This window comes from Paenibacillus wenxiniae (genome assembly GCF_039822605.1).
Taxonomy (GTDB): domain Bacteria; phylum Bacillota; class Bacilli; order Paenibacillales; family Paenibacillaceae; genus Saccharibacillus; species Saccharibacillus wenxiniae.
The window spans coordinates 14,220-38,651 of the sequence record NZ_JBCGUH010000016.1 but is presented as its reverse complement, the minus strand read 5'-3'; the positions used below and the strand labels follow the sequence as shown (position 1 = coordinate 38,651).

The 24,432-nt window shown below is 45.4% G+C and carries 18 protein-coding genes; 14 read left to right on the top strand and 4 right to left on the bottom strand.

The window, feature by feature from the left end:
- Positions 1 to 201 precede the first annotated feature (201 nt).
- Entirely contained in the window at positions 202 to 849 is a 648-nt protein-coding gene (locus AAHF22_RS20260; RefSeq protein WP_347326834.1) for a thiamine diphosphokinase, read from the bottom strand.
- A gap of 580 nt (positions 850 to 1,429) precedes the next feature.
- Positions 1,430 to 2,164: an alpha/beta hydrolase gene (locus AAHF22_RS20255; RefSeq protein WP_347326833.1), complete on the bottom strand. Its 735-nt coding sequence runs from the start codon at positions 2,162 to 2,164 to the stop codon at positions 1,430 to 1,432.
- Between the two features lie 252 nt (positions 2,165 to 2,416).
- On the opposite strand from AAHF22_RS20255, the gene pdhA reads away from it, so the two are divergent.
- The 9 genes from pdhA to AAHF22_RS20210 all read left to right on the top strand — a co-directional run bounded on the left by pdhA (position 2,417) and on the right by AAHF22_RS20210 (position 16,115).
- The gene (pdhA, locus tag AAHF22_RS20250; RefSeq protein ID WP_347326832.1) at positions 2,417 to 3,484 is read left to right on the top strand and encodes a pyruvate dehydrogenase (acetyl-transferring) E1 component subunit alpha; all 1,068 of its coding nucleotides are present in this window, start codon (positions 2,417 to 2,419) and stop codon (positions 3,482 to 3,484) included.
- A gap of 110 nt (positions 3,485 to 3,594) precedes the next feature.
- Positions 3,595 to 4,572, top strand: a complete 978-nt coding sequence (locus AAHF22_RS20245) for an alpha-ketoacid dehydrogenase subunit beta (protein WP_347326831.1) — start codon at positions 3,595 to 3,597, stop codon at positions 4,570 to 4,572.
- A gap of 278 nt (positions 4,573 to 4,850) precedes the next feature.
- The gene (locus AAHF22_RS20240) at positions 4,851 to 6,212 is read left to right on the top strand and encodes a dihydrolipoamide acetyltransferase family protein (RefSeq protein WP_347326830.1); all 1,362 of its coding nucleotides are present in this window, start codon (positions 4,851 to 4,853) and stop codon (positions 6,210 to 6,212) included.
- 4 nt (positions 6,213 to 6,216) lie between these two features.
- Complete coding sequence (lpdA, locus tag AAHF22_RS20235) at positions 6,217 to 7,641, top strand: dihydrolipoyl dehydrogenase (protein WP_347326829.1); 1,425 nt, start codon at positions 6,217 to 6,219, stop codon at positions 7,639 to 7,641.
- Positions 7,642 to 8,198: 557 nt separating this feature from the next.
- Positions 8,199 to 8,348, top strand: a complete 150-nt coding sequence (gene rpmG, locus AAHF22_RS20230; RefSeq protein ID WP_082472246.1) for a 50S ribosomal protein L33 — start codon at positions 8,199 to 8,201, stop codon at positions 8,346 to 8,348.
- Positions 8,349 to 8,936: 588 nt separating this feature from the next.
- Entirely contained in the window at positions 8,937 to 9,731 is a 795-nt protein-coding gene (thyA, locus tag AAHF22_RS20225; protein ID WP_347326828.1) for a thymidylate synthase, read from the top strand.
- Between the two features lie 582 nt (positions 9,732 to 10,313).
- Positions 10,314 to 10,802, top strand: a complete 489-nt coding sequence (locus tag AAHF22_RS20220; protein WP_347326827.1) for a dihydrofolate reductase — start codon at positions 10,314 to 10,316, stop codon at positions 10,800 to 10,802.
- Positions 10,803 to 11,295: 493 nt separating this feature from the next.
- Positions 11,296 to 12,783, top strand: a complete 1,488-nt coding sequence (locus tag AAHF22_RS20215; protein WP_347326826.1) for a glutamate synthase subunit beta — start codon at positions 11,296 to 11,298, stop codon at positions 12,781 to 12,783.
- A gap of 848 nt (positions 12,784 to 13,631) precedes the next feature.
- The gene (locus AAHF22_RS20210) at positions 13,632 to 16,115 is read left to right on the top strand and encodes a type IA DNA topoisomerase (RefSeq protein WP_347326825.1); all 2,484 of its coding nucleotides are present in this window, start codon (positions 13,632 to 13,634) and stop codon (positions 16,113 to 16,115) included.
- A gap of 619 nt (positions 16,116 to 16,734) precedes the next feature.
- On the opposite strand, the gene AAHF22_RS20205 is transcribed toward AAHF22_RS20210, so the two are convergent.
- Together AAHF22_RS20205 and AAHF22_RS20200 are read right to left on the bottom strand one after the other, a co-directional pair.
- Entirely contained in the window at positions 16,735 to 17,502 is a 768-nt protein-coding gene (locus AAHF22_RS20205; protein WP_347326824.1) for an HAD family hydrolase, read from the bottom strand.
- A gap of 12 nt (positions 17,503 to 17,514) precedes the next feature.
- Positions 17,515 to 18,435: a winged helix-turn-helix domain-containing protein gene (locus tag AAHF22_RS20200; protein ID WP_347326823.1), complete on the bottom strand. Its 921-nt coding sequence runs from the start codon at positions 18,433 to 18,435 to the stop codon at positions 17,515 to 17,517.
- Between the two features lie 300 nt (positions 18,436 to 18,735).
- Between AAHF22_RS20200 and AAHF22_RS20195 the strand changes: the two genes are divergently transcribed.
- The 5 genes from AAHF22_RS20195 to AAHF22_RS20175 all read left to right on the top strand — a co-directional run bounded on the left by AAHF22_RS20195 (position 18,736) and on the right by AAHF22_RS20175 (position 24,424).
- Positions 18,736 to 19,935, top strand: a complete 1,200-nt coding sequence (locus AAHF22_RS20195) for an MFS transporter (RefSeq protein WP_347326890.1) — start codon at positions 18,736 to 18,738, stop codon at positions 19,933 to 19,935.
- A gap of 166 nt (positions 19,936 to 20,101) precedes the next feature.
- Positions 20,102 to 20,830, top strand: a complete 729-nt coding sequence (locus AAHF22_RS20190; protein WP_347326889.1) for a phosphonate ABC transporter ATP-binding protein — start codon at positions 20,102 to 20,104, stop codon at positions 20,828 to 20,830.
- Between the two features lie 164 nt (positions 20,831 to 20,994).
- On the top strand, positions 20,995 to 22,251 hold the full coding sequence (locus tag AAHF22_RS20185; RefSeq protein ID WP_347326822.1) for an FG-GAP repeat domain-containing protein: 1,257 nt from the start codon (positions 20,995 to 20,997) through the stop codon (positions 22,249 to 22,251).
- Between the two features lie 77 nt (positions 22,252 to 22,328).
- A complete protein-coding gene (locus AAHF22_RS20180) occupies positions 22,329 to 23,027 on the top strand; it encodes a response regulator transcription factor (protein ID WP_188777716.1) in 699 nt (232 codons plus the stop codon).
- Complete coding sequence (locus AAHF22_RS20175) at positions 23,027 to 24,424, top strand: HAMP domain-containing sensor histidine kinase (protein WP_347326821.1); 1,398 nt, start codon at positions 23,027 to 23,029, stop codon at positions 24,422 to 24,424. Before AAHF22_RS20180 ends, AAHF22_RS20175 begins: the two co-directional genes overlap by 1 nt.
- Positions 24,425 to 24,432: the final 8 nt, after the last annotated feature.

The window sequence follows — 24,432 nt, the reverse complement described above, 5'->3', positions numbered from 1 at the left end:
GGATGATAGGTTCATCACTGCATTCCCTTTATTGTGAACAAATGTCCGTTAGCTGATGATTTACTCCATAGCTCATCATTAAAATAAGTAATCATATATATATGGTGCAGCTACTCCGTATTATTAAAAATAGACATACTCCATAGCATCATTCACATAGTAGCCAGATCAACAGATAGCTTAAAAGCAAAGCACTCAGCTCTAATCTCGACTTTGCACAATGAGCAACAAACCGCCTTCAATCGATACCGTACCTTGCTCCGCAGCGAGATGGTTGCTAATGCCAAGCGAGTGCCCCATACGCAAAGTGGCATTCTCAAGCGGATATTGGAACCCGGTCAGATGAATGCCGGTAACTTCTGATGTGATGGGCAGCAGGGATATATAAGGATAACCTTGATTTTGAATAATCGAAGTGGTGGACGTCAGCGATATGTAGTTATGCATATCCTGAATAGCGCAATGGACCTGATGATGCAGAGCACGAATCAGCAATTGTACATTTGCGATCGAATGGTCAAACCGTGTACCAAGCGCTCCGAAAATAACAATTTCATCCACATGACGCTCCATCGCTGCCTCAAAAGCGGCTTCGGTATCCGTCAGATCTTTATCTACTGGATCGTAGATGACCAGCTCACCAGCCTGCTCGCGAATTTGCTCCAGCTCTGTTTTCGGATCATTCAAAGAATCAAAGTCACCGATAGCGAGCTGTGGCTGTACACCATGCTGAATCAAAAACAGTGCACCGCGATCTGCCCCAATCACAAGATCATCTTCACGAATTTCCTTTAAAAAATCAGGATGTAACAGACCGCCTGAAAAAATAAGAGCACGTTTTGCAGCCATGCAATTCCCTTCTTTCTGTATATAAAATAAGTTGAGTTATGGCGTTAATCGCCTTCACTGAATAATCGGTTCTATTCGTTACTGTAAAAGGAAATTAACAGTTGCGCAACTTTTGCTCACGCCGATACAATAGAGGATGGGAGCTACGGGTTTCTTTTCAAAAGAAAAAATAAGTACCATCGTTCAGCAATATGATTTGTATAGATTGAATTGTAAGCGTAAACAAATGAGGAAGACCGTTTGAATCCCAATTTTTAAATGTAATAAGTTATAAACGAGCCATGATAGACACGTATGCACGGATGGAACAATCGAAAGCAGTTAGAATAAGCATCTAATGCTCGCAAGCCCAACACGGTATGCTGTGAAAAGCAGAGATAGCGATAAAGCATATACATAATGAACAGGATGGACGGTAGCCATATCCGTTATTAAATGATATAGCTGCCGTCCGATCTGCTCTATTGTATATACTTATTTATCGCCCTAATACACATCATAACGTAGATCATTGTCTACCTGTCCTGATGATCCGCACAGAGCCGAAAGTGAACGCGACATGTATACATTCGAGATAATATCAAACTTCCTGCAAAAAATATTTGAGCGCAGCAGGCAGTTCTTTTTGCCAGAAGCCCCACAGATGCTTGCCGTCTTTTTCGGCATAACGAACAGTGGCGCCGCGTTCTAGCAGCAAGTCACGTGTATCTTGATTGAGCTGTACAAAGTCGTATACGCCTGTATCACTTTCAAATTCGGTCTCCTGTAAGCCGACGATCATATACACATCCAGTGCAGACAGGTCGGATTCAGCGGCAATCAGCTGCTGGCTTTGCTCGTAATAAGCACCGGACAGACTAATAATGCGGCGGAACAGTTCTGGATAACGAAGCGCGATATGCATGGAAACACTGCCACCAAGCGAGTCGCCAGCCAGTACACGCTCGTCCGCAGAACGGCGTACCGGATATTTTCCTTCAATATAGGGAATGATCTCTTCAGCGAAGCAAGCGGTGTAAGCTTCAAAGCGGTTGCCGAAAGGTGCGTATTCCTGGGTGCGAATTTTGGTGTTCACTTCTACGCCAACGACGATAAACGGCTCAATATTTTCATCTAATATGAGTTGATTGGCATAAGTGGCAATCCGTCCAAAATTGAAAAACTCTTCGCCATCCTGACAATAAATGACCGGATAGCTGAGCAACTCGTTATAGCCGGGTGGCAGGTAAATGCGAAGCGTACGAGCTTCACCCAGATGACGGCTCTGAATTTCCTCTTTTAAGATCGTTCGTTTTAGATAGCGTGAATCTGTCATGGTGGTCACCTTTTTCTGTCGTAATTTTTGCAATGGGTCTGACGATGCGTTAAGATGGAGTCGTGTGATTTTCACGAATTGTATTTAAATTTGATGAAACTGTTATATTAATAGTTTACACCTGTTATATATACAATAATAGCTATTGCTTACGAATTTCAATGTATCCTTTGACGAATGTAATAGAACAGGTGTATAATAATTCTATAACAGCGGAACATGATATTCAAATTTTTTATTGAGGTGAATAAAATGAGCAAGGTTCCATATGAAGTTTATACGGAAGAAGTGGAAGCACTTTCCGTTCTTTCCCCAGAAGGTAAAATTGTCAACCCTGACAAAGTGCCTGATCTGACTGATGATCAATTGAAAGAAATTATGTACCGTATGGTATTTACTCGTACTTGGGATGACCGTGCAGTAAACCTGGGTCGTCAAGGCCGTCTCGGTTTCTACGCACCGGTATCCGGTCAAGAAGCAACAATGGTTGGTAGTGTATATGCATTGGAAAAAGAAGATTTCGTTTGCCCAGGCTACCGTGATATGCCACAGCTCGTATGGCACGGTCTGCCACTGTATCAAGCATTCCTGTACTCCCGTGGTCATCAAGAAGGCGGACGCATCCCTGAGGGTGTAAACGTTCTGATGCCTCAAATCATCATCGGTGCACAAATCCTGCACGCGATGGGTATCGCTATGGGCTTCAAACTGAAAAAACAAAAACAAGTCGCTATCGCATACACTGGTGACGGTGGTTCTTCCGAAGGTGATTTCTACGAAGGTCTGAACTATGCAGGTGCTTACAAGCTGCCAGTAATCTTCTTCGTACAAAACAATGGCTATGCGATCACAACTCCATTTGCAAAACAAACAGCTGCACTGTCGATCGCTCACAAAGCGGTTTCCGCTGGTATCACTGGCGTGCAAATCGACGGTATGGACGTATTCGCAGTAATCACTGCTGTTCGTGAAGCAGCAGAGCGTGCACGTAATGGCGAAGGTGCTACACTGATCGAAGCGCTGACTTATCGTTTCCGTCCGCACTCCATGTCTGACGATACGAGTAAATATCGTACCAAAGACGAAGAGGGCATCTGGAGCGAGAAAGATCCTATCGCTCGTCTGGCAAAATACCTGGCTGAAAAAGGCCTGTGGACAGACGAAGATACAGAGCGCGTAAGAGAAGAAGCAAAAGCGAAAGTCAACGAAGAGATCAAAAAAGCCGAGAAAACAGAGAAAATGACTGTTAACGGCCTGATCGACAGCATGTTCGAAACTACACCTCACGATCTGGAAGAGCAAAAAGCAGACTTCAAATAAGATCGGCATGCGGCCCGCTTCTGGGCCATGAGGTTTCCGTATAGTACGAAGCAGCACATCCTTGATGCGTGAACATGAACAGTGAAATGTTTAAGGAGGAAATGAAGCAAATGGCACAAATGAATATGAAAGAAGCGATTCGCGACGCAATCCGCGTCGAGATGAAAAATGACCCTAACGTGCTCATTTTTGGTGAAGACGTAGGCAAAGTCGGCGGCGTATTCCGCGCGACAGAAGGTTTGCAAGAAGAGTTTGGCGAAGAGCGTGTATTCGATACACCACTGGCTGAGTCCGCAATCGGAGGTCTGGCTTTCGGTCTGGGTATCCAGGGCTTCCGTCCAATCGCTGAAATCCAATTCGTTGGTTTTATCTTTGAAGCATTGGATCAAATGGCCATTCAAGCAGCACGTTTGCGTTACCGTTCCGGCGGTCGTTACAATGCACCAATCGTATTCCGTACACCTTACGGTGGCGGCGTAAAAGCGGCTGAGCTGCACACAGACGATCTGTCTGGTCTGTTGGCACAAACTCCGGGTATCAAAGTAGTTATTCCTTCGAACCCTTACGATGCAAAAGGTCTGATGGTCGCGGCTATCCGTGAAAACGACCCTGTATTCTTTATGGAACATCTTAACCTGTACCATGCGTTCCGCGCTGAAGTACCGGAAGAAGCTTACACAGTTGAAATCGGTAAAGCGAACGTTGTTCGTGAAGGTTCCGATGTAACGCTGATCACTTACGGTATGACTGTTCACACAGCAACTAAAGCAGCGGATCAACTGGCTGAAAAAGGCATCAATGCTGAAATCATCGATCTGCGTACACTAAGCCCGATCGATATCGATACAATCATCACTTCCGTACAAAAAACAAACCGTGCAATCGTTGTTCAAGAAGCTCAAAAGAGCGCAGGTATCGCCGCTGAAGTTATGGCTCAAATCAACGAAAAAGCGATCCTGCATCTGGAAGCTCCAGTTCTGCGCGTTTGCCCACCGGACACTGTGTATCCTTTCGCTCAAATCGAGGATGCTTGGCTGCCAACACCTCAGCGTATTATCGACGCTGTAGACAAAGTAATGAACTTCTAATGAGGCTTCCGGTTTTGCCGGAGCTCTAGTTCATCGCTGGATGAATTAAAGGTGCAATGAATAAAAGGCGGTTTGCAAGATGGCATCCGGCTGCAACCCCTCCATCCCGGGAAGATGGCGAGCAGCGGAACTTTCTACAGGCGCCTTTTGCCTTGCCCAAAGGCGGGTTCACAGCCGCAATAACACAACAAGAATCACACATATTACTTATCAACGATTGTTGAAATACCGGCCTATGCTAGTGCTGTTCAACAATTTTAATCAGGGAGGTTTTGCAAGTGGCAAGATTCGTATATAAATTTCCAGAGCTTGGTGAAGGTCTGCACGAAGGCGAAATCATCAAGATGCACATTAAACCAGGTGACAAAGTAACTGACGATAGCATTATCATGGAAGTACAAAATGATAAAGCGGTTGTTGAAGTTCCTTGTCCAGTAGAAGGTACTATTCTTGAAGTTCTGACTGCTGATGGTCAAGTGTGCCATGTAGGCGAAACGGTAGCCATCATCGACGCAACTGGTGACATTCCAGATCAAGACGAAGAGCCAGCTGAAGAGTCCGCACCAGAGCAAAAGAGCGGTCAAGAAACAGATGCAGCAAAAGGCGGAGTAGACACAACTTCTTCTCCAGCAGCTTCTAGCCCATCTGATGCAAAAGAAGGCAAAGAAACAAACGCTTCGACTCCAGCTGCACCAAACAAAGATGTACTGGCTACACCAAGCGTTCGCAAATTCGCACGTGAGCAAGGCGTTGATCTGTCCCAGGTTTCTGGTACTGGCAACAACGGCAAAATCACTCGTGAAGATGTAGAATCGTTCAAACAAGGTGGAGGTCAAGCATCCAGCGCAACCGAAGCAGTTGCTTCCGAAGAGAAAGCATCCGCTCCAGTAGCATCCGCTGCTGCACCTTCTGCACCAGCAGCTTCCACTTCCGCAGCAGGCGAAGAAGAGCGCGTGCCATTCAAAGGTATCCGCAAAGTTATCGCTAACGCTATGGTTAAATCCGCGTACACTGCTCCACACGTAACGATCATGGACGAAGTTGACGTTACAGAGCTGGTTGCATTCCGTACTCGTATGAAACCACTGGCTGAAAAACGCGGCACTAAAGTAACGTATCTGCCATTTATCGTAAAAGCACTCGTGTCGGCTGCTCGTCAGTTCCCGGCTCTGAACGCTTCCATCGACGAAAAAACAGAAGAAATTGTATACAAAAAACACTACGACATCGGTATTGCAACAGATACGCCTAACGGCCTGATCGTACCGGTTGTTAAAGACGCTGACCGTAAGAGCATCTTCATGATCGCTGATACAATCAACGATCTGGCTGTTCGTGGACGCGATGGCAAACTGGCTGCTAACGAAATGAGAGGCAGCACGATCTCCATCTCTAACATCGGTTCTGCTGGCGGTATGTTCTTTACTCCAATTATCAACTTCCCTGAAGTTGCTATTCTGGGTACAGGTCGCATCAGCGAAAAAGCGGTTATCAAAAACGGCGAAGTGGTAGCAGCACCAGTAATGGCACTGTCCCTGAGCTTTGACCACCGTATTATTGACGGCGCAACTGCACAACACTTTATGAACCATATCAAATCACTGCTTGGTAACCCTGAGCTGTTAACTATGGAGGTGTAATTCAATGGTAGTAGGAGATGCTTCTATCGATATTGAAACGTTAGTAATTGGTGCGGGACCTGGTGGCTATGTAGCCGCTATCCGCGCTGCACAACTGGGTCAAAAAGTTCTGATCGTCGACAAGTCTGAGCTTGGTGGCGTATGTTTGAACCGTGGTTGTATTCCTTCCAAAGCGCTGATCGCAGCTGCACACCAGTTTGAAGCTGCACAGCACGGCGAACAATTCGGTATTACGGTAGGCGACGTACAAGTTGACTTCGGTAAAACACAGGAATTCAAAAACGGCGTTGTGAAAAAAATGACTGGCGGCGTTAGCGGCTTGCTCAAAGGCAACAAAGTGGAAGTATTCCACGGCGAATGCATGTTCATCAACGAAAACGAAGCGCGTCTGTTCAACGACCACGAGTCCCCGCGCTACCGTTTCAAAAACTGCATTATTGCAACAGGTTCCCGTCCAATCGAACTGAAAGCATTCCCGTTTGGCGGTCGCATTCTGTCCTCAACAGAAGCACTGAACCTGCCTGAAATTCCAAAATCGATGATCGTTATCGGTGGTGGATACATCGGTGCCGAGCTGAGCCAAATGTATGCTAAATTCGGTACAAAAATTACAATCATTGAAGGTCTGGATACGATCCTGCCAGGCTTCGATAAAGATATGACTACACTGGTAGCGAAAAACATGAAAAAATCCGGTGCAGAAATCTTCACAAACGCTAAAGCGGAAAGTGCTACACAAACCGACAAAGACGTTACTGTGAAATTCACTGTAGACGGTAAAGAACAAGAACTGACAGCAGATTACCTGCTCGTTACTGTTGGTCGTCGTCCTAACACAGATGGCGAACTCGGTCTTGATCTGATTGATGTAGAGCTGACAGATCGTGGTCTGGTGAAAATCGACCATCAAGGTCGCACAAACATCCCACACATCTATGCAATCGGTGATATCGTTGAAGGTCCAGCACTGGCACACAAAGCTTCTTACGAAGCAAAAGTGGTTGCAGAAGCAATCTCCGGTATGCCTTCCGTGATCGATTACAAATGTGTACCTGCTGTAGCGTTTACTGATCCTGAATGCGCAAGCGTAGGTCTGACAGAGACTGAAGCAAAAGCAAAAGGGTATAAAGTATCTGCTGGTAAATTCCCTTACGCTGGTAACGGTCGTGCGACTTCCCTCGGTAACACCGAAGGTTTCGTAAAAATCGTTGCTGACGAAGAAACAGGTATCGTGCTGGGTAGCCAGATCGTAGGTCTGGAATCCTCCAACATGATCGCTGAAATGGGTCTGGCTATCGAAATGGGTGCTACCCTGGAAGATCTAGCTCTGACTATTCACGCTCACCCAACACTGGGCGAGATCGTTATGGAAGCAGCTGAGCTAGTTATGGGTCATCCGATCCACGTGATCGCTCCACGTAAAAAGTAAGACTTTAACTCGTCTGTAAAGACGAATAGGAAAGACGTACAGATGGTTACCGTTATGCCCAAGTATAAATCAGCTATCTTCCTATCTGATGTTTCTGCATTCAGCGGTGCGGAGACAAGAAGAGGGGAGAAGCTGATTTTATGCGGGTGTCTCTTTTACTGTCGTAGCTTATTCGTATCATTTGATCTGGACTGGCATAGATGTATCGGCTGTATTGCTTTCGTTTGGTATGTTTGGTTATAGACGCATGCGCAGCATCTATAATCGTGATGTTCGTCTGCCATAATGGAGAAGAACATGATATACCTTAGCCGCCAGCGAGCTACTGGCGGCTTTTATTTTATATATTTATAGGGGTGAATACATGTTCGTAAAAATCTCTTGGATTTCATCAAAATCTATGATAGAATGGACAAGGTGTTTCAAGTGATATTTACGGATAATGAACGGACTATACATCGTTTCAATAGATGATGTTGAACCTTCACTTGCTTGCAAGCTGAAGCGTATAGTTAAACGAACAATTCCTGATTACCAATGAAGTGAGGTGAATTCACATGCGCGTTATCGTTACTTTGGCATGCACAGAGACTGGCGATCGTAATTACACAACAACCAAGAACAAACGGAACCATCCGGAGCGTCTTGAGCTGAAAAAATATTGCCCACGTCTGAAAAAATACACGCTTCACCGCGAAACTCGTTAATTTTCGCTTTAGTGTGTACGAAAACCCCGGTTGCAATCCAGCCGGGGTTTTTCATTATGTTTTCGAAGAGGGTATGTATATATTCGATACGGCGCTAGTGTGAAAAGTAGGCGAGAGAATAAGAAGTAATAGTATGCCAATGAAATATTTTAGTCTGGCTATCAGACAGGGCTGCACTACTTTAATATAGGATGAATAGAGAATCCCATAACAGGCAATTTCAATACGTATATGAAATGCTTAAAATCGAACATCATCCGGTTGTATGGAAACGAGGATATGTGTACAATGATACCAGTCTACCATTCGTGCATGCTGCTGCACTCATTACATACGTTGCTGGTGTTAGTGATCTTCTAACACGGGGTGCAATGAAAAAGTGATTTTTGCGAAGCAAAATATCTTACTTATATGAGTACAAGAAAAGCTATGATTGATGGTCAGGCTGCTAGAATCGATCATGAGTCTGGATTTCTCTATTCGATCCATTCAATCGGTTTTACACATAAAATCGACCAAGTGCGTATAATGCAGAAGCCAATGCATAACCGTGCTTGCTGAAGTCTACTATTGAATGAGGTGTATACAATGAAAGCATATTTGGAACTGTTAGAAGATATTTTAGAACATGGAGTAGAGAAGGGAGACCGCACCGGTACAGGGACGATATCTGTATTTGGTCGCCAGATGCGTATGAACTTGCAAGAAGGGTTCCCTTTACTCACAACGAAACGTATGCACACCCGTTCGATCATTCATGAATTGCTCTGGTTTTTGAGCGGTGATACGAATATTAACTATCTGCGCGAAAATGGCGTAACGATCTGGGACGAGTGGGCAGATGAAGAGGGGAATCTCGGACGCGTATATGGTTCCCAGTGGCGCGATTGGCGTGGTCCAGGTGGCGAAACGATCGATCAGATTACATCTGTCATCGAGCAAATTAAGCGTAATCCTGATTCTCGCCGTCATATCGTAAATGCATGGAATGCAGCCGAAGTCGATCATATGGCGCTACCGCCATGCCATTATGCGTTCCAATTTTATGTCGCTGACGGCAAACTATCTTGTATGTTCCAGATGCGCTCTGTTGACACTTTCCTGGGACTGCCATTCAATCTGGCATCCTACGCTCTGCTGACCCATATGGTCGCTCAGCAATGCGATCTGGAAGTCGGTGATCTGGTCTGGACCGGTGGTGACGTGCATATTTACAATAACCATATCGAACAGGTCAAGCTGCAACTGACACGTGAACCGTACCCATTGCCAACGTTGACGATCCAACGCAAGCCTGATTCTATTTTCGATTACAAATTCGAAGATTTCCAATTCGAAAACTACCAGCACCATCCAACCATCAAAGCACCGATTGCGATTTAATGTGTACCAAACGCTATGATGTTTTAATCAACGCGAACAAAGCATAAAGTATATGAAATATGTACAATGCAGAGACTATTTCCAATCAAAGGCACTTCTTAACCGAAGTGTCCTTTTTGATCTATACGATATCACCTGATCCTGTCGGATGAAGATATACCGGGTATGGATGCGAACTGGAAAATGAACCCGCTTGATCTATGTTGTAACTATTGCAAGTATACCGGCTTAACCAGAGGATGCCGGCATGTTCTCTATTTGAAGTGGTTAAACTCAGGGACAGGAACACCTCAACCATTTGCCCCTTACCATATTTGATACTCAAAACCACTCACCCACTCCGCATGAATCAATTGTAATAGAAACACCTTCGAACAAAATAACGAACAAGCCGATCAATTTTATCAATCCCTTCATATAAAACATTTAATCACTTGCTTTTTCACGAATTATCCCGTATAGACTATACAAAAACATTCGTAAAAGATTACAAGAAGTTGATGCAGAATGATAGCTTTTAATGATATGATATAGAATAAACTTATCCGGAATCTATTTCGGAAGACTGGAGGTTCAGCCACAATGACAATTACGCTTATATGGGCGCAGGACAAGAACGGTGTGATCGGCAAGGATAATGATATGCCGTGGAAGCTGCCTGCTGATATGGCCTATTTTAAACAACAGACCCAGCACAAAACTATTGTCATGGGGCGGAAAACCTGGGAGTCTTTTGGCTCTAAACCATTACCGAATCGTCGCAATATTATATTAACGCGTGATTCAAGCTTTACTGCTGAAGGTGGCGAGGTTGTGCATACGCCGGAACAGGCATTGGAACTTGCAGGCAATGAAGATGAATGTATGATCATCGGTGGCTCGCAAATTTATAAGCTGTTTCTGAACTATGCTGATCGTCTGCTCGTTACACAAATCGATCATGAATTTCACGGCGACACCTTTTTTCCAGAAGTGCACTGGTCACAATGGAAGCTAGAATCGTCTGCACCGGGTCCACGTGATGAGAAAAATGCGTATGACTACCGATTCGAGCAATATGTGCGTAACTAGTTGTTCATTAGCTGGAGGGGCGATAACGTTATATAGGAACTGCATATAGCATAAAGTAAACATTTACCCTATAAAACCGAGCCGATCGAGCAAATGCATATTTATTAATAAAAATTAATATTGACTGTATAAGTAACAAAGTGATATATGAATATAGGTATGTATGTGTTGCGAACAATGAAGCGTTAATGATTTGCATAAATGTATAAAAAACGAGTGCAATCGCTAATAACCCTTGCTATGACTGGATCTTTTCTTTTACAGCGATTGCAAGATATGAATGCAATTATACAAAAAGCTTTGAAAGTATACAGATTGTTCTTGCAAGATCTTTCATGACGGTGTAATCTCTATGTAAAAAGTACAAATAATTATGCGCTTAATCCATTTTGCCAAAGTTGGTCCTGATGCTACTCTTGAAAATAAACTTATCGGCAAGCTGATGGATAGAGAAGAATCGGCAGCGTATAGAACGGATGGGGGAAATATTAACATGTCTACACCTACTGGATTCATGGAATACAAAAGACAAATTCCTGCGGATCGTAATCCGCTTGAGCGTGTAAAAGACTGGGAAGAGTTCCACAAGCATTTATCCGAAGAAGAGCTGCGTACACAGGGCGCGCGTTGTATGGATTGCGGTACTCCGTATTGTCATACAGGCATGAACATGGCAGGGTCCACCTTTGGCTGTCCGGTTCATAACCTGATTCCGGAGTGGAACAATTTGGTTTATCGCGGACTTTGGAAAGAAGCGCTGGAGCGTCTGCACAAAACGAATAATTTCCCTGAGTTCACCGGTCGGATCTGTCCGGCACCATGTGAAGGATCTTGTACAGTCGGTCTGATTGGACAGCCTGTAACGATCAAAACGATCGAAGAAGCGATTATTGAAAGAGGCTTTGCTGAAGGCTGGGTTGTACCGGAGCCACCGGAAAAGCGTACTGGTCGTCGTGTAGCAGTTATCGGTTCAGGACCTGCTGGTCTGGCGTGTGCAGCACAATTGAACAAAGCTGGACATCATGTAACCGTATACGAGCGTTCTGATCGTGTCGGTGGGTTATTGACATATGGTATCCCAAGTATGAAGCTGGAGAAAAACATTGTAGAACGTCGGGTGGATCTGCTGAAAGCAGAAGGCATCGAGTTTATTACTAGCGTGGAAATCGGTAAAGATATTCCGGCACAGCAGCTGGTGGATGAATATGATGCAGTCGTGCTTTGCGGCGGTGCAACGAAACCGCGTGAATTCAACATTGAAGGCAGCAAGCTGAATGGTGTTGTATACGCGATGGATTATTTGAATAGCACGATCAAGAGCTATCTGGACAGCAATTTGGAAGATGGTAACTATATGTCCTCTGAAGGCAAAAACGTCATCGTGATCGGCGGTGGAGATACCGGTTCTGACTGTGTGGCTACATCTCTGCGTCACGGTTGCAAAACGGTAACTCAGTTCGGTACACATGACAAAGCTCCACTGGAACGCGATCCAATCGCTAATCCATGGCCGCAATTCCCGAATGTGTACACACTGGATTACGCGCAGGAAGAAGCGAAAGCGATCTTCGGTAGCGATCCACGCGAATTCTCAATCATGACGACCAAGTTTGTCGGGGATGAGAATGGTAACTTGAAAGAGCTGCACACGATCCAAATCCAACGTATCGTTGACGAAACAGGCCGCAAAATCTATCAGCCAATTCCAGGAACCGAGCGCGTATTCCCAGCTGAACTGGCGCTGATCGCCATCGGCTTCGATGGCCCAGAACAAACACTGGCACAGCAACTCGGTCTCGAAACCGATCGCTGGACAAACGTCAAAGCACGTTACGGCAAGTACAATACCAACGTCGATAAAGTATTCGCTGCTGGTGACATGCGCCGTGGTCAAAGTCTGGTCGTATGGGCAATCAACGAAGGCCGCGAAGCTGCACGCGAAGTGGATAAATACCTGATGGGTGCAACTGTGCTCGTATAATAAAGTTTACGAACTTATTCAAGCTATGATCGTGTTTGGGATGTCCCAACATAGCATTCAATACATTACATTTAGTAAAAAGTGATTTTTATTAAAGCAACACTAAAGCAAAATAATGTGTAGATAGGCTGCATTAAGATAAGCTTATTTTATCAACACGATGAATGAACAAAAAACTCCACGATGTGCGACAAGCGCATCCTGGAGTTTTTTTAACGTATCCTACAAACGATAAAACGATAGAGCAATACAGTGATAGATCCATAAATTCATAAATCTATGAATCTATAAACCCGTAAACCCATCTATTTTGTAGACAAAATCCACCCTCATATTTCAGATCATACTGCGCTTATCATTAAGCGATTCACACGAAGAAGTATACGCAAACTTCTATATGTGTAAGCCGTAGCAATGTCTACCTCAGCGTAACCAGTTCGACTTCCGCACAAACCATACCCTAGTACAATAAGATTGTCTTCAAACCCTTCATATATTTCCCCAAGCCGATCTGCTACTTCACCCTAACCATTGCATACGTTAGCACATGATCATTACACTCAATCGAAAACGCCATGCTTTATCGTAGTTACTGCAAATACATCTTTACTACAACCATGAATACATCCATAACTACAACCACGAGCACCTACTTTTACCGACAGCCAGCTTGTGCTATACTAAGAGGGAGTTAAGTGATCGTGGACAGGAAGGGCTGCACTCCAGAGTGTAGCTTCTTTTTTTGCCAAAATTCCGTGATAGAAAGCAAGTCGAGAGCGAGTCTGTTAAGGGAAGTGCTACACTTTTTATCACATCCACTACTACCATTCCGAGAAAGGAATGAAAGCATGAAAATTCTTGTTATTGCCGAAAAGCCGGATATGGGACGGAATATTGCGGCTGTGATCGAGCCAGGTGCGAAAAATCAGCGTACGTATATTGAAGGCGAGCATTATGTGATCACCTGGGCGATTGGGCATCTGATCGGACTAGCAGAGCCTGAGGCGTATGATTCCAAATACAAGCGCTGGAATTTTGGCGATCTGCCGATCATTCCAGAGCAATTTAAAATTGTCCCGAATCCACGTACGAAAGATCAGCTTAAAGTGATCGGAGAGTTGGCTAAGCGTTGTGATCGTATCGTTAACGCATGTGATGCCGGGCGAGAGGGACAGCATATTTTCGCCCTCATTCAGCGTCAGCTCAAGCTGCGTCAACCGGTGAAGCGCTTATGGATCTCCGACCTTACGGCAGAAAGTATTCGTAAAGGTTTTGACCAGCTGCGTGATGGCAGTGAGTTTGAAAATTTGACACAGGCGGCGCGTGCGCGCAGTGAAGCAGATTGGCTTATCGGTATGAATGCATCACGTGCCTTTACGACCAAGCATAACAATTTGCTATCGGTTGGACGTGTGCAGACGCCGGTACTGGCGCTAATTTATGATCGGCAAAAGGAAATTGAAAATTTCACATCGCAAACCTTTTATGAAGTACGTGCTACGTTCAAGCAGCCTAACAAAACCTATGAAGGTGTATGGCAGGGCGAGGAACGCCTAACCGACAAAGCGAAGGGCGAAGCCATTGCAGCCAAAGTACAGGGCAAGGAAGGCACAATTAGCAAGTACGAAGTTAAAGAAACAAAGGAATATCCGTACAAGCTATATGACCTCACACTGTTGCAACGTGATGCGAATGCGAAGTTTGGCTTTTCCGCGAAAAAGACGCTGGACGTCGCGCAAGCATTATACGAGCGTCATAAAGTCATCTCATATCCGCGTACAAACTCCAACTATGTAACGAAAGAAAATATCGATGGCATGCAAAAAGTGCTCGGTATGCTGCAAAATGGCGAATATGCCGAGCTGGCAGGTGGTGCCGAACGCAGCCGTGTGCATACAGGTAATAAAGCGGTTTGCAATCCGGCACGAGTCGAGGATCACCATGCTATTTTGCCAACATTGAAAAAGCCAGGTACGTTAAGCAAGGAAGAGCAGCAGCTATATGATCTGATCGTGCGCCGCTTTCTGGCGCAGTTTTATCCACCTGCGGAGTATAAGCAGCATATTGTACTAACTGTAGTCGAACAGGAAACGTTTCGGACGGCGGTCAAAGAGCTACTTTCGCTTGGATGGAAAGTAACATTGCCAGATAAGGATAAAGCGAGATCAGGCAGTAAAACGAAGCGTAGCCAACGTGATGGCGACAATGAAGAGCAACAGGAGGAAGTGGAGACAGACAAACCATTTGTGCTGGATCGCGGGCTACCTGTTCAATGTCGTAAAGCAGAAGTGAAGGAAAAGGAAACGCAGCCACCTAAGCCGTATACCGAAGGTACATTGCTGAAGGCGATGGAGAGTGCGGGGAAGCAGATTGAGAACGAAGAGCTTCGCGATGCGATGAAGGAATCGGGTCTTGGTACACCGGCGACGCGAGCAGCAACCATCGAGCGTCTCAAGCAAGTCGGTTATGTACAGGCAAAAGGGAAAAAGATCGAGCTTGCCTTAAAAGGACGCGCAGCGATCGAATTGATTCGTGCCGCAGGTGTAGAGCTGTTAACCTCGCCCGAAATGACAGGACAATGGGAACGTCGTCTGAATCAAATTTCACGTGGCGAAGCTGATCCAGATCGCTTTCTGGAAAATGTGAAAAAATTTGCCGGACTGGTCGTTGATAAAGTGCGTACACAAACACCAGCTGCTGCCGACATTTTCGGTGATGAAGGAACCCGTGGCAAAGGAAAGGGTAAACGTACCACTCGCAGCAGTAGCCGTTCATCCAGTACAACGCGTTCTTCATCGACCTCAGGAGGCTCCAAACGTAGCTCAAGCACACGCGCCAAATCAGGCTCACGCTCATCCGCTACAATGCTACCAGATGATCTACCGTTGCCTGTACCACCACCGGAAGGTGAAGAAGGATATACTTCCAGCCGCTCACAAGCAACTGGAAACCGAGCTTCATCAAGTGACAGTAGCACGCCAAGTTCAGCTCATTCTTCGGCATCATCAGCGACACGCACACGTGCTATCACATCCAATCCAGCGGCTTCACCTGCTCATACCGCGCTTGGAAAGTGTCCGCGTAGCGGCTGCGGAGGCACGATTATTGAAGGTAAAAAAGGATACGGTTGCTCCCATTTTCGTCAGGGCTGTAGCTTTGTCATCTGGAAAGAATTCGCAGGCAAAAGTGTATCTATTCAAATGCTCAAAGCATTATTACTCAAAGGCGAAAGCCAGGTACTCACGTTCAAACGCGGCGGCGAAGCCTTCAAAGCCCGCATTCGATTGCTGGATCACGAAACCGGCAAGCTAGGTGTAGACAAAGTAGAGTAACCGTGAATCGATCATAGCAGCAGTATAATATCGTACATGAAACTGTGGCTTCATTTATTGTGTTTGAAATAGCATCATAACTATGGGATAAAAGCTGCATTTGTCAGCCTGTTTCGTCGATCGTTATCAGCCAGATATTTGATATGGATCGACCAATAAAATGTTTCCAAGTGTACTACTTGAATGCAAAGGCTCTTATAGATGATGAACGCGATTAGTCCTTTACTCGCGCTAAATTGTTAAGTTTCATATTGGACAGCGATAGCCCTGGACAATTTTATAATGTGATTCAGATATATTTTATGCAATGGGGCAGATCAGAATTTGAATTTGAGTTCTTCAAGGTACTTGTGCGAGCAGCAGATAGTCTGCCTAAGCACAGAACGGAAGACAGAGAACGATGCCAAAAGACCGACCTTTAAGCCAGAATACGCCAGCTGTATCCCCTTTCAAGTATGCTGGCTTAACCGGAGGTCGCTGGCATGTTCTCTGTCTGAAGTGGTAGAGGTGATATATGGATTAGTCGCACTACAAATAATAGTATGGCTCTTCATATGCTATGAGCGGACAATATTGCATGTGCACTCACTCAACACAACAAGTAAAAACGGACCAGGATTTAACCCCAGGTCCGTTTATTGTCGTAAATATTCAAATGCTGCTGAATCGTATGCGGCACTTCGGTAAGCTTGGATACCGTATGGAACGATTGCTCTGTTCCCGTTTGGAGCTGAACAATATCATATGCCCATTCGTGTTCCTGCTTAATGTAGATCGTATTCAGCGCTGCCTGTAGCGCAGGCTGCACATCAGAACGCAGGGAGTTGCCGATCATCCATGTATCCATACGTGGCAACAGCTTCGTCGTAATGATCTCTTCCAGCGCACGAATATTTTTGTGCTGACGGATGAAAATGCGATCATCAAAAAAGGTGCTCAGCTTCATCTGATCAATTTTACGTTGCTGAATGGCCGTTTCACCGCCCGTATACAAATATAGCGTATGGCCTTCCTGTTGCAAATGATCGAGCGTATCGACCATACCTGGATAAGGTTCCACTTCTTTCTCATACACACTGCTACCGAGAAGGCGCAGCTGACGTTCCTCACGTTCGGACAGTGGACGTCCATACAGACGCGCAAAGTGTCGGTACGTTTCGACAAGGGAAGCCGGGAAATGCTCGCTGGCGAAGCCGACTTGATGTACACCGGCCACATCGATTTCGATTTGCTTTTGCCGAATCGCATCCATTTCGATTCCATATTCTTTAAACCAGCCCGATACGAGGCTGATGAATTCATCCAAAATCAGATTGAAGTATTTATTACAGTAGATCAACGTATCATCCATATCGAAGATCAGATGCTGGTGTCGAATGTCTTTCATGAAGTTCACTCCTTAAATACGGATATACGATTCCAGGAACAGCTGTAGCTCGGACGCACCGTCCTGACGCAAGCTGAACCGGTCAATATCCTCTCTGCCCAGATGAATGCGCAGCAGTCCGGCAACACGTAGCATCATCAGATGATGCATCAATGTCTCCTGCGGCTGTAGCAAATCATGGGCCATATCTTGCAGGGAACGTGGCTCGTCGCCCCCGATATAACGAAGTATTCTGAGCCGCTCAGGGTCAGATAGTGCGCGTGTCATGCGAAGCAGCACATTAGGTGGATCTTCTTCGCCTTCTTCGTGTACATCGACCGGATATTGGATAAGCAGAATGCCGTCGTAGAAGCAGTACGTATTGATCGGACGATTATGCACGGTCGGAAATAAAATAACCGTGTTCAAGCCGTGCATTTCCGGTACAACGAGTCCACCTGATGCATATTCAATCAATGCAGCCGGGTCCATTTTGTCGAGCAGGCGCATTTTCTCTTCGCCATCTTCAGTGATGAGCGTCATGATCTCATCCTCAAGCTCGTTAAAATAATGCTCATACCACAGCTTGAGCAGCGGAGCATAGCTTTGCTGGATGCGCTCAGCTTCACTTTCAGTCAAGTCAGGCATGAGCGGATAAATCTCATTCCACATCGCTGTTGCCGGAGTCGTTTGCAGATGATGCAGAAAATCGCTTACTGTACTTTCACGGGTACGGCAGCTTGCCCATGCATACAATGCATCATAATCATCAAAGGGCCATGAAGAAGCTTCCAAAATAGCGGATCGCACATCTTTGCTTAACCTATTGTCAATTTCCCTGATCCATTCGGGTCCGAGATCGATATCACGAATCCATTTTTTGGTCACATAGACCATAAAACTGCCGAGCAGATCGTAGACCGGGGAAACGTCTATTTTCACCTGATAGCTCATGAAACCAAGACCTCCCAAATATAATCGGTAGCAGTCAGCTTTCTTTACCGAAATTTTGATATAGAAATACTGAAAAACAGGAGCCGATTCCTAAATTCCTGTTGTGCTTATTATGGCTTGTTCACCTACGGATTGTCCACTATAATGTTCGGATGGTCTGATTTGTTTTCATACGTGTTTCCATAACCGTTTACATACGGAACAACCATCATTAAATTACATCATAAAACATACACTTTGTAAAATAAGTGAATCATCTGGAGGCTCGCATCTGTGTTCAACAAGACTAAACAAGACAAAATTAACCCCAATGCATCTACATCATCTTCCCCTGAAGCGACCGGACATCAGACGATGCACTTCGTTATTCTTGTACTCGCTATCATTAGCGCGGGACTAAGTCAGGGCATGTTATTGCCTGTACTGGCGATCTTTTTGGAAAAAATGGGCGTATCGTCCACCCTTAACGGATTAAACGCAGCAGCTTTGTATGTCGGTTCTTTTTCCATGACACTTATGGCTGAAAGACTGGTCGGCAGACTTGGTTTTAAAAAGCTGATGTTGCTCGGATTGATAATTGTCATTATTGCGTTACCATTATTCCCACTCGTTCCGGGTATTGCCTTCTGGTTTGTACTGCGTCTGCTCGTCGGAATCGGTGACAGCGCGATCCATTATGTCGCTCAGCTCTGGGTGTTGATGGTTACCTCACCGGAAAATCGCGGACGTAATCTGTCTATTTATGGCATTTCGTACGGCATTGGCTTTAGTATCGGGCCACTTGGCATTTCGTTGCTGGATTGGGGGATGGCAGTGCCATTCTTGCTGATGACGGGCATGTTCATTATCGTCGCTCTGCTCGTATGGTGGAAGCTGCCAGCCGGTGGTCCAGGTCGCGGTGAAGCGATCAAGCCGGAAAAGGGACGATTTGTACGCAGCTATCGACTGGCCTGGTATGCACTCATTCCAGCATTGTTATACGGTTATATGGAAGCGGCCATGAATAGCAATTTCCCGGTATACGGACTGCGTACCGGCTTATCGACCGATCAGATTGCCTACTTACTTCCTTTTATCGGTGTTGGTGGGCTGGTCTTACAGCTTCCGCTGGGCATTTTGAGCGATCGCTGGGGACGTAAGCGCGTGCTCATGCTTGCCGGAGCGCTTGGCGGATTGTTATTTATGCTTGTACCTTTTGCAGGGACGAAGCTGCTCGGGATTGCGATTCTGTTTGCTGTCGCTGGGGGACTGGTCGGTTCCTTTTTCTCACTTGGCCTTGCTTATGCAGCAGATGTGCTTCCACGAACCTATTTACCGGCTGCCAATGTGCTCGCTTCGTTTCATTTTAACTTTGGCAGTATCGTCGGTCCGGCGATTGGCGGTAAAGGAATTGAGCTAGGTTCCGCTGCCAGTCTATTTTGGATACTGGGCGGTTGTTATGTGATCTTTGCGCTATTGGGACTGCTGTTCCGAGAAAAGCAAAATAAAATGTCGTCATAGATGGCATTTATTCGCTTTTTCCCCTAAACTATAGATTAGAACAATAGTACGATATTTGGCTTACGCCAACATGCTTTTTCATTTTATATCGTGTTTAATGTTCTCAAAACATTAGAATATTATCGTTTCAGCAACAGCGTAGAAGGGCGGTCTGTAGTAGATGTCGATGATTCAAATTGATAATCTGACCAAAGCGGTCGGTGAGCATAAAACGAAAGTACTGGATCATATTAGCCTGGAAATCCAGCATGGCGAAATGATTGCACTGGTCGGTCCTAGCGGTAGCGGTAAAAGCATGCTGCTGAAATGTCTGGCGATGAAAGAAAGCTGGACCGAAGGCAGCTTTCGCGTAGGCGATACGGATATTATCAAAGCAGGTTTTAGCGGCAAACGAAAGCTGAGCAAGGAATGGTCTTATCTGGAGCAAAGCCCGCAGCTTCATCCTGAGCGGACTGCACTCAAAACGGTGCTGATCGGTCAGATGGGACAGACGCCAATCTGGCGTATGGTCACAGGCATGGTGCGCTCCGATGATTATATGGGCGCCATGGACGTGCTGGAAACGCTTGGACTACTGGACAAAGCGCATCAGAAAGCAGGTACGCTGAGCGGCGGTGAAAAACAGCGTGTAGCGATTGCACGTGCGCTCGCTCACGGTGCCAAAGTGATTTTGGCAGATGAACCGATTACCGGTCTTGATCCACGCTCTGGCGAGGACGTGATCAAAACGCTGCGCGGTTTATGTACGAGTGAGCGTTTGACGGTGATTTCGGTCATTCCGTTAGAGCTTGCAGAGCGCTATGCAACGCGGATTATCGGCTTGCAGGAAGGTCGAATTATGTTTGACATCAAGGGGCGCAGGCTGACAGGTCCAGAACGCAGCAAATTGATCTGAAATCGATCTTATTGAGCGTTATCAATCATGTCTACATAAACCCATGTGAAGTGGTAAAGCAGCATGTAATGTAGCTATGGCATGATGTCTTTAGAATGGATCATATGTTGAATATGAAATTGAACAGGTAGCGCTAGCGCTACTTGAAATGAAAGAGTGATATCATGAGTAAAAGTATCTGGATCAAGCTGTTTGCGGCGGTCGGATTGCTATTTTTGCTAAGTGCATGTAGCTTCAATCCGCTCGCTGATCCAAAGACGCTCATTCAGACACCGGAACTGCCTTCGGATAAGCAAACGTTGAGCAGCATCATTAGTTCAGAGCTGCCCGAAGGAGCGAGTATCCAGAGTCCGAAAAACGGGAATGGCAGCAAAATTCAGACCGTCGATCTGGATGGAGACGGTACAAGTGAAACGATCGTCTTTTACCAGACGACAACAGGACGTATTATTGGCTTGATCTTTGAGAAATCCGGCGATACCTGGGTAAAAAAAGATACGATCGACAGTGCTGGTTTTACGCTGGAAAGTGTAGAAATTACAGATATTACGAACGATGGTCATCGCGATCTAATTGTCGGTTATTCCAATGATACGAGCAATTCAGAGACGAGTCAGAAACGACTCGTAATTTATAGCTATGATAAAGGCAAGATTAGCATTGTAGACGATATGCCGTATTCGTATTATTCCATCATTGATATGGATGGAGATGGCATTCCTGATCTTGTAATTACCAAAATTAATAACAGCGGTTATGTGAATATAGCTGTCTATCGATACAAAGATGGCTTCCAGATGATGAGTTCAATGGATCTGGTGAATACGATCGGTAGTGACCATTTTTATAATGTCGTTGCTGGTAAAGTCACCTCCAACCAGAATGGAATCATTATGGATCAAACGCTAGGCGTATCTGCCTTCTCGCATCTAATTGTGATGGAGAATGGACAACTGAAAGATGTGTTCCCACTCAGCCGTCAGGCGACGTACAAAGATATTCAGATTGCGAGTGAAGATGTGAACAATGACGGTATTCTGGAAATTGGTATGGCTGAAATTCCAGAAGGCTGGGAAAATATCGCCCCAACCGAAATTCCGAGATTCACCAGTTATTATCAATGGAGCGGTGGAGCTGATCTGACCAAGCTGGTTAGTCAGCAATATCGTGATGAACAGGGCCGCTTCGTGATCAAAATCGCCCCGGAATGGATCGGCAAAGTAACGATCGATACGAAGTCGAACAAAAATCAGGATCTGCGCTTCATTCTTAAAGATACAGGTGAGAAGGTAGCCGAAGTTCGCTTCTTTAGTGAAAATGAATGGAATAATCATAGCGGAGATTGGGAGATTATTGCTCAAAATCGCGGCCAAATTATTGCACTCTGGGAAAATAGTAAAATTAACGTCATTCAAAACTAAACCGATTATGCCATCCATATCTTATTAGATATAAACAAACACACAATGAACAACCTGACTCTGGAGGAGGATTATACATGAGTAAAGTATTGATTATGGAGGACGAAGAGTCTATCCGCAGTTTTATTATTATTAACCTGAAGCGTAACGGCTTTGAGGTGCTGGAAACGGAAAATGGCGAACAGGCGCTGCATATGCTGGAAACTGTACCTGATATCGACATCGCTTTGCTCGATGTGATGGTGCCCGGTATTGATGGCTTTGAAGTATGCCGCCGTATCCGTGAGAAAAATGAACGGATCGGCATTATTTTCCTGACCGCTAAAGTGCAGGAGCAGGATAAAGTGTATGCTTTATCTGTTGGAGCAGATGATCATGTGAGCAAGCCGTTCAGTCCGACCGAACTGATCGCGCGTATTCAATCGCTACTGCGTCGTGTTAATGTGCAGCGTGAATCGAATACAAAAGTATCGTTTGAATCCGGTCCGTTCACACTGGATTTGATCTCCAAGCAATTCAAAAAGAGCGGCAAACTGATCGAGCTGACACCGACAGAATTTTCGCTAGTGCAATTTTTCCTTGAAAAAGAAAATACACCACTTAGCCGTGATGTACTGCTGGATCATGTATGGGGTAAAGAATATATGGGCGATCCGAAGATCGTCGATGTGAACATTCGTCGTTTGCGTCAAAAAATTGAAAATAACCCATCCGAGCCGGAGTTCCTGCAAACGGTATGGGGACATGGGTATAAATGGAGAGGCCGGGATTCATAATGATCAAAAAGGGGATGACCCGTCAGATCGTCCTGCATTATTTTATCGTTGTATTTTTGACGATATTGCTGGTGGAGCTGGTGTTTTTATTTGCGATCCGCACCTACTACTATGACGGGATATCAAACTACTTGCAGTCATCATTTGATAATACACGAGCACCTGCCAATTATCGTGACATCGTATCCAGTTACAGTCTGGATAAGGCGGAAGTGCAGGTGCTTGACCTTAAAGGTAATGTACTGCAAAACTCGACTGCATTTATCGTGGATAAGCCGATACAGACCGGTGATATTCCACAAGCACTGTCCGGATCAACCGGACGCTGGATCGGTAAGCAGGCAGGTACAGGCGAAGATGTGATGGCTGTTACACGTATGATCAAGATCAATGGCGATAAGGAATATCTTGTTCGTTATGTGACTTCGCTGGAGCTGGTGAACCAGAAGCTATTTTATATTACAATGGTTTCGGCAGGTATCGGTGTTATTATTCTGATCATTGTCCTTATGGTCAGTGTGGGACTGGCAAACTCGATCGTCAAGCCGATCAACAATATTATCGGTGTCTCTACGCTGATGGCAAAAGGGGACTTTAACGTGCGGATCAAAGGTAATTATCCGCACGAGATCGGTGAGCTTGCAGCAACGCTAAATTATATGGCTGATGAGATTGTACGCAGTAATCAGATTAAAGACGATTTTATCTCATCCATTTCGCATGAGCTGCGTACACCGCTTACCGGTATTAAGGGCTGGAGTGAGACGCTTGTCTCTGGCGGCTTCGATCCGGAAGAGACGAAGCTAGGGATGAGCATCATTTCCAAAGAAACCGAGCGTCTGATCGGGCTGGTCGAAGAAATGCTCGATTTCTCCAAGCTACAGCAAAATCAGATGAAGCTTGTTATTGGTGAAGTGAATCTGAAGGAAGTTTTGCAAGAAACGATGCTTAATGTATGGGCGAAAGCCGAGCAAAAGCAGATCAAGCTTGATCTGGAGCCAGGCGATGCCAGCTATATCGTACAGGCTGACGGTAACCGCCTGAAGCAAGTATTTCTAAATCTGGTTGACAATGCGATCAAATTTTCACCTAATGAGTCTACGATCAGACTGATCATTAAGGAATTGACACCAGCACGTGTACGTATCATCGTCAAAGATTCAGGTATCGGCATCAGCACCGAGTTTTTGGAAAAGGTAAAAGACCGCTTTTTCCAGGTGAATCCGAATCAGGGGGGTACAGGTCTTGGGCTGGCGATTACGCAGCAGATTGTGCAGCTTCATAAAGGTGAAATGCACATCGAAAGTGAGCTGGATCATGGTACATCGGTGATGGTCGATTTGCCATTGCTCGATAAAAAGCCAGCTACACCTGATCTGATAGAGGACGCGGAATAAGTGCCCTA

Bases quoted from the DNA above. Each gene is read 5' to 3' on its own strand.
- AAHF22_RS20205 (WP_347326824.1), bottom strand. From the start codon at position 17,502: ATGAAAGACATTCGACACCAGCATCTGATCTTCGATATGGATGATACG.
- AAHF22_RS20245 (WP_347326831.1), top strand. From the start codon at position 3,595: ATGGCACAAATGAATATGAAAGAAGCGATTCGCGACGCAATCCGCGTC.
- AAHF22_RS20220 (WP_347326827.1), top strand. From the start codon at position 10,314: ATGACAATTACGCTTATATGGGCGCAGGACAAGAACGGTGTGATCGGC.
- lpdA (WP_347326829.1), top strand. From the start codon at position 6,217: ATGGTAGTAGGAGATGCTTCTATCGATATTGAAACGTTAGTAATTGGT.
- AAHF22_RS20190 (WP_347326889.1), top strand. From the start codon at position 20,102: ATGATTCAAATTGATAATCTGACCAAAGCGGTCGGTGAGCATAAAACG.
- AAHF22_RS20175 (WP_347326821.1), top strand. From the start codon at position 23,027: ATGATCAAAAAGGGGATGACCCGTCAGATCGTCCTGCATTATTTTATC.
- AAHF22_RS20215 (WP_347326826.1), top strand. From the start codon at position 11,296: ATGTCTACACCTACTGGATTCATGGAATACAAAAGACAAATTCCTGCG.
- rpmG (WP_082472246.1), top strand. From the start codon at position 8,199: ATGCGCGTTATCGTTACTTTGGCATGCACAGAGACTGGCGATCGTAAT.
- AAHF22_RS20210 (WP_347326825.1), top strand. From the start codon at position 13,632: ATGAAAATTCTTGTTATTGCCGAAAAGCCGGATATGGGACGGAATATT.
- thyA (WP_347326828.1), top strand. From the start codon at position 8,937: ATGAAAGCATATTTGGAACTGTTAGAAGATATTTTAGAACATGGAGTA.
- AAHF22_RS20255 (WP_347326833.1), bottom strand. From the start codon at position 2,164: ATGACAGATTCACGCTATCTAAAACGAACGATCTTAAAAGAGGAAATT.
- AAHF22_RS20200 (WP_347326823.1), bottom strand. From the start codon at position 18,435: ATGAGCTATCAGGTGAAAATAGACGTTTCCCCGGTCTACGATCTGCTC.
- AAHF22_RS20180 (WP_188777716.1), top strand. From the start codon at position 22,329: ATGAGTAAAGTATTGATTATGGAGGACGAAGAGTCTATCCGCAGTTTT.
- AAHF22_RS20185 (WP_347326822.1), top strand. From the start codon at position 20,995: ATGAGTAAAAGTATCTGGATCAAGCTGTTTGCGGCGGTCGGATTGCTA.
- pdhA (WP_347326832.1), top strand. From the start codon at position 2,417: ATGAGCAAGGTTCCATATGAAGTTTATACGGAAGAAGTGGAAGCACTT.
- AAHF22_RS20260 (WP_347326834.1), bottom strand. From the start codon at position 849: ATGGCTGCAAAACGTGCTCTTATTTTTTCAGGCGGTCTGTTACATCCT.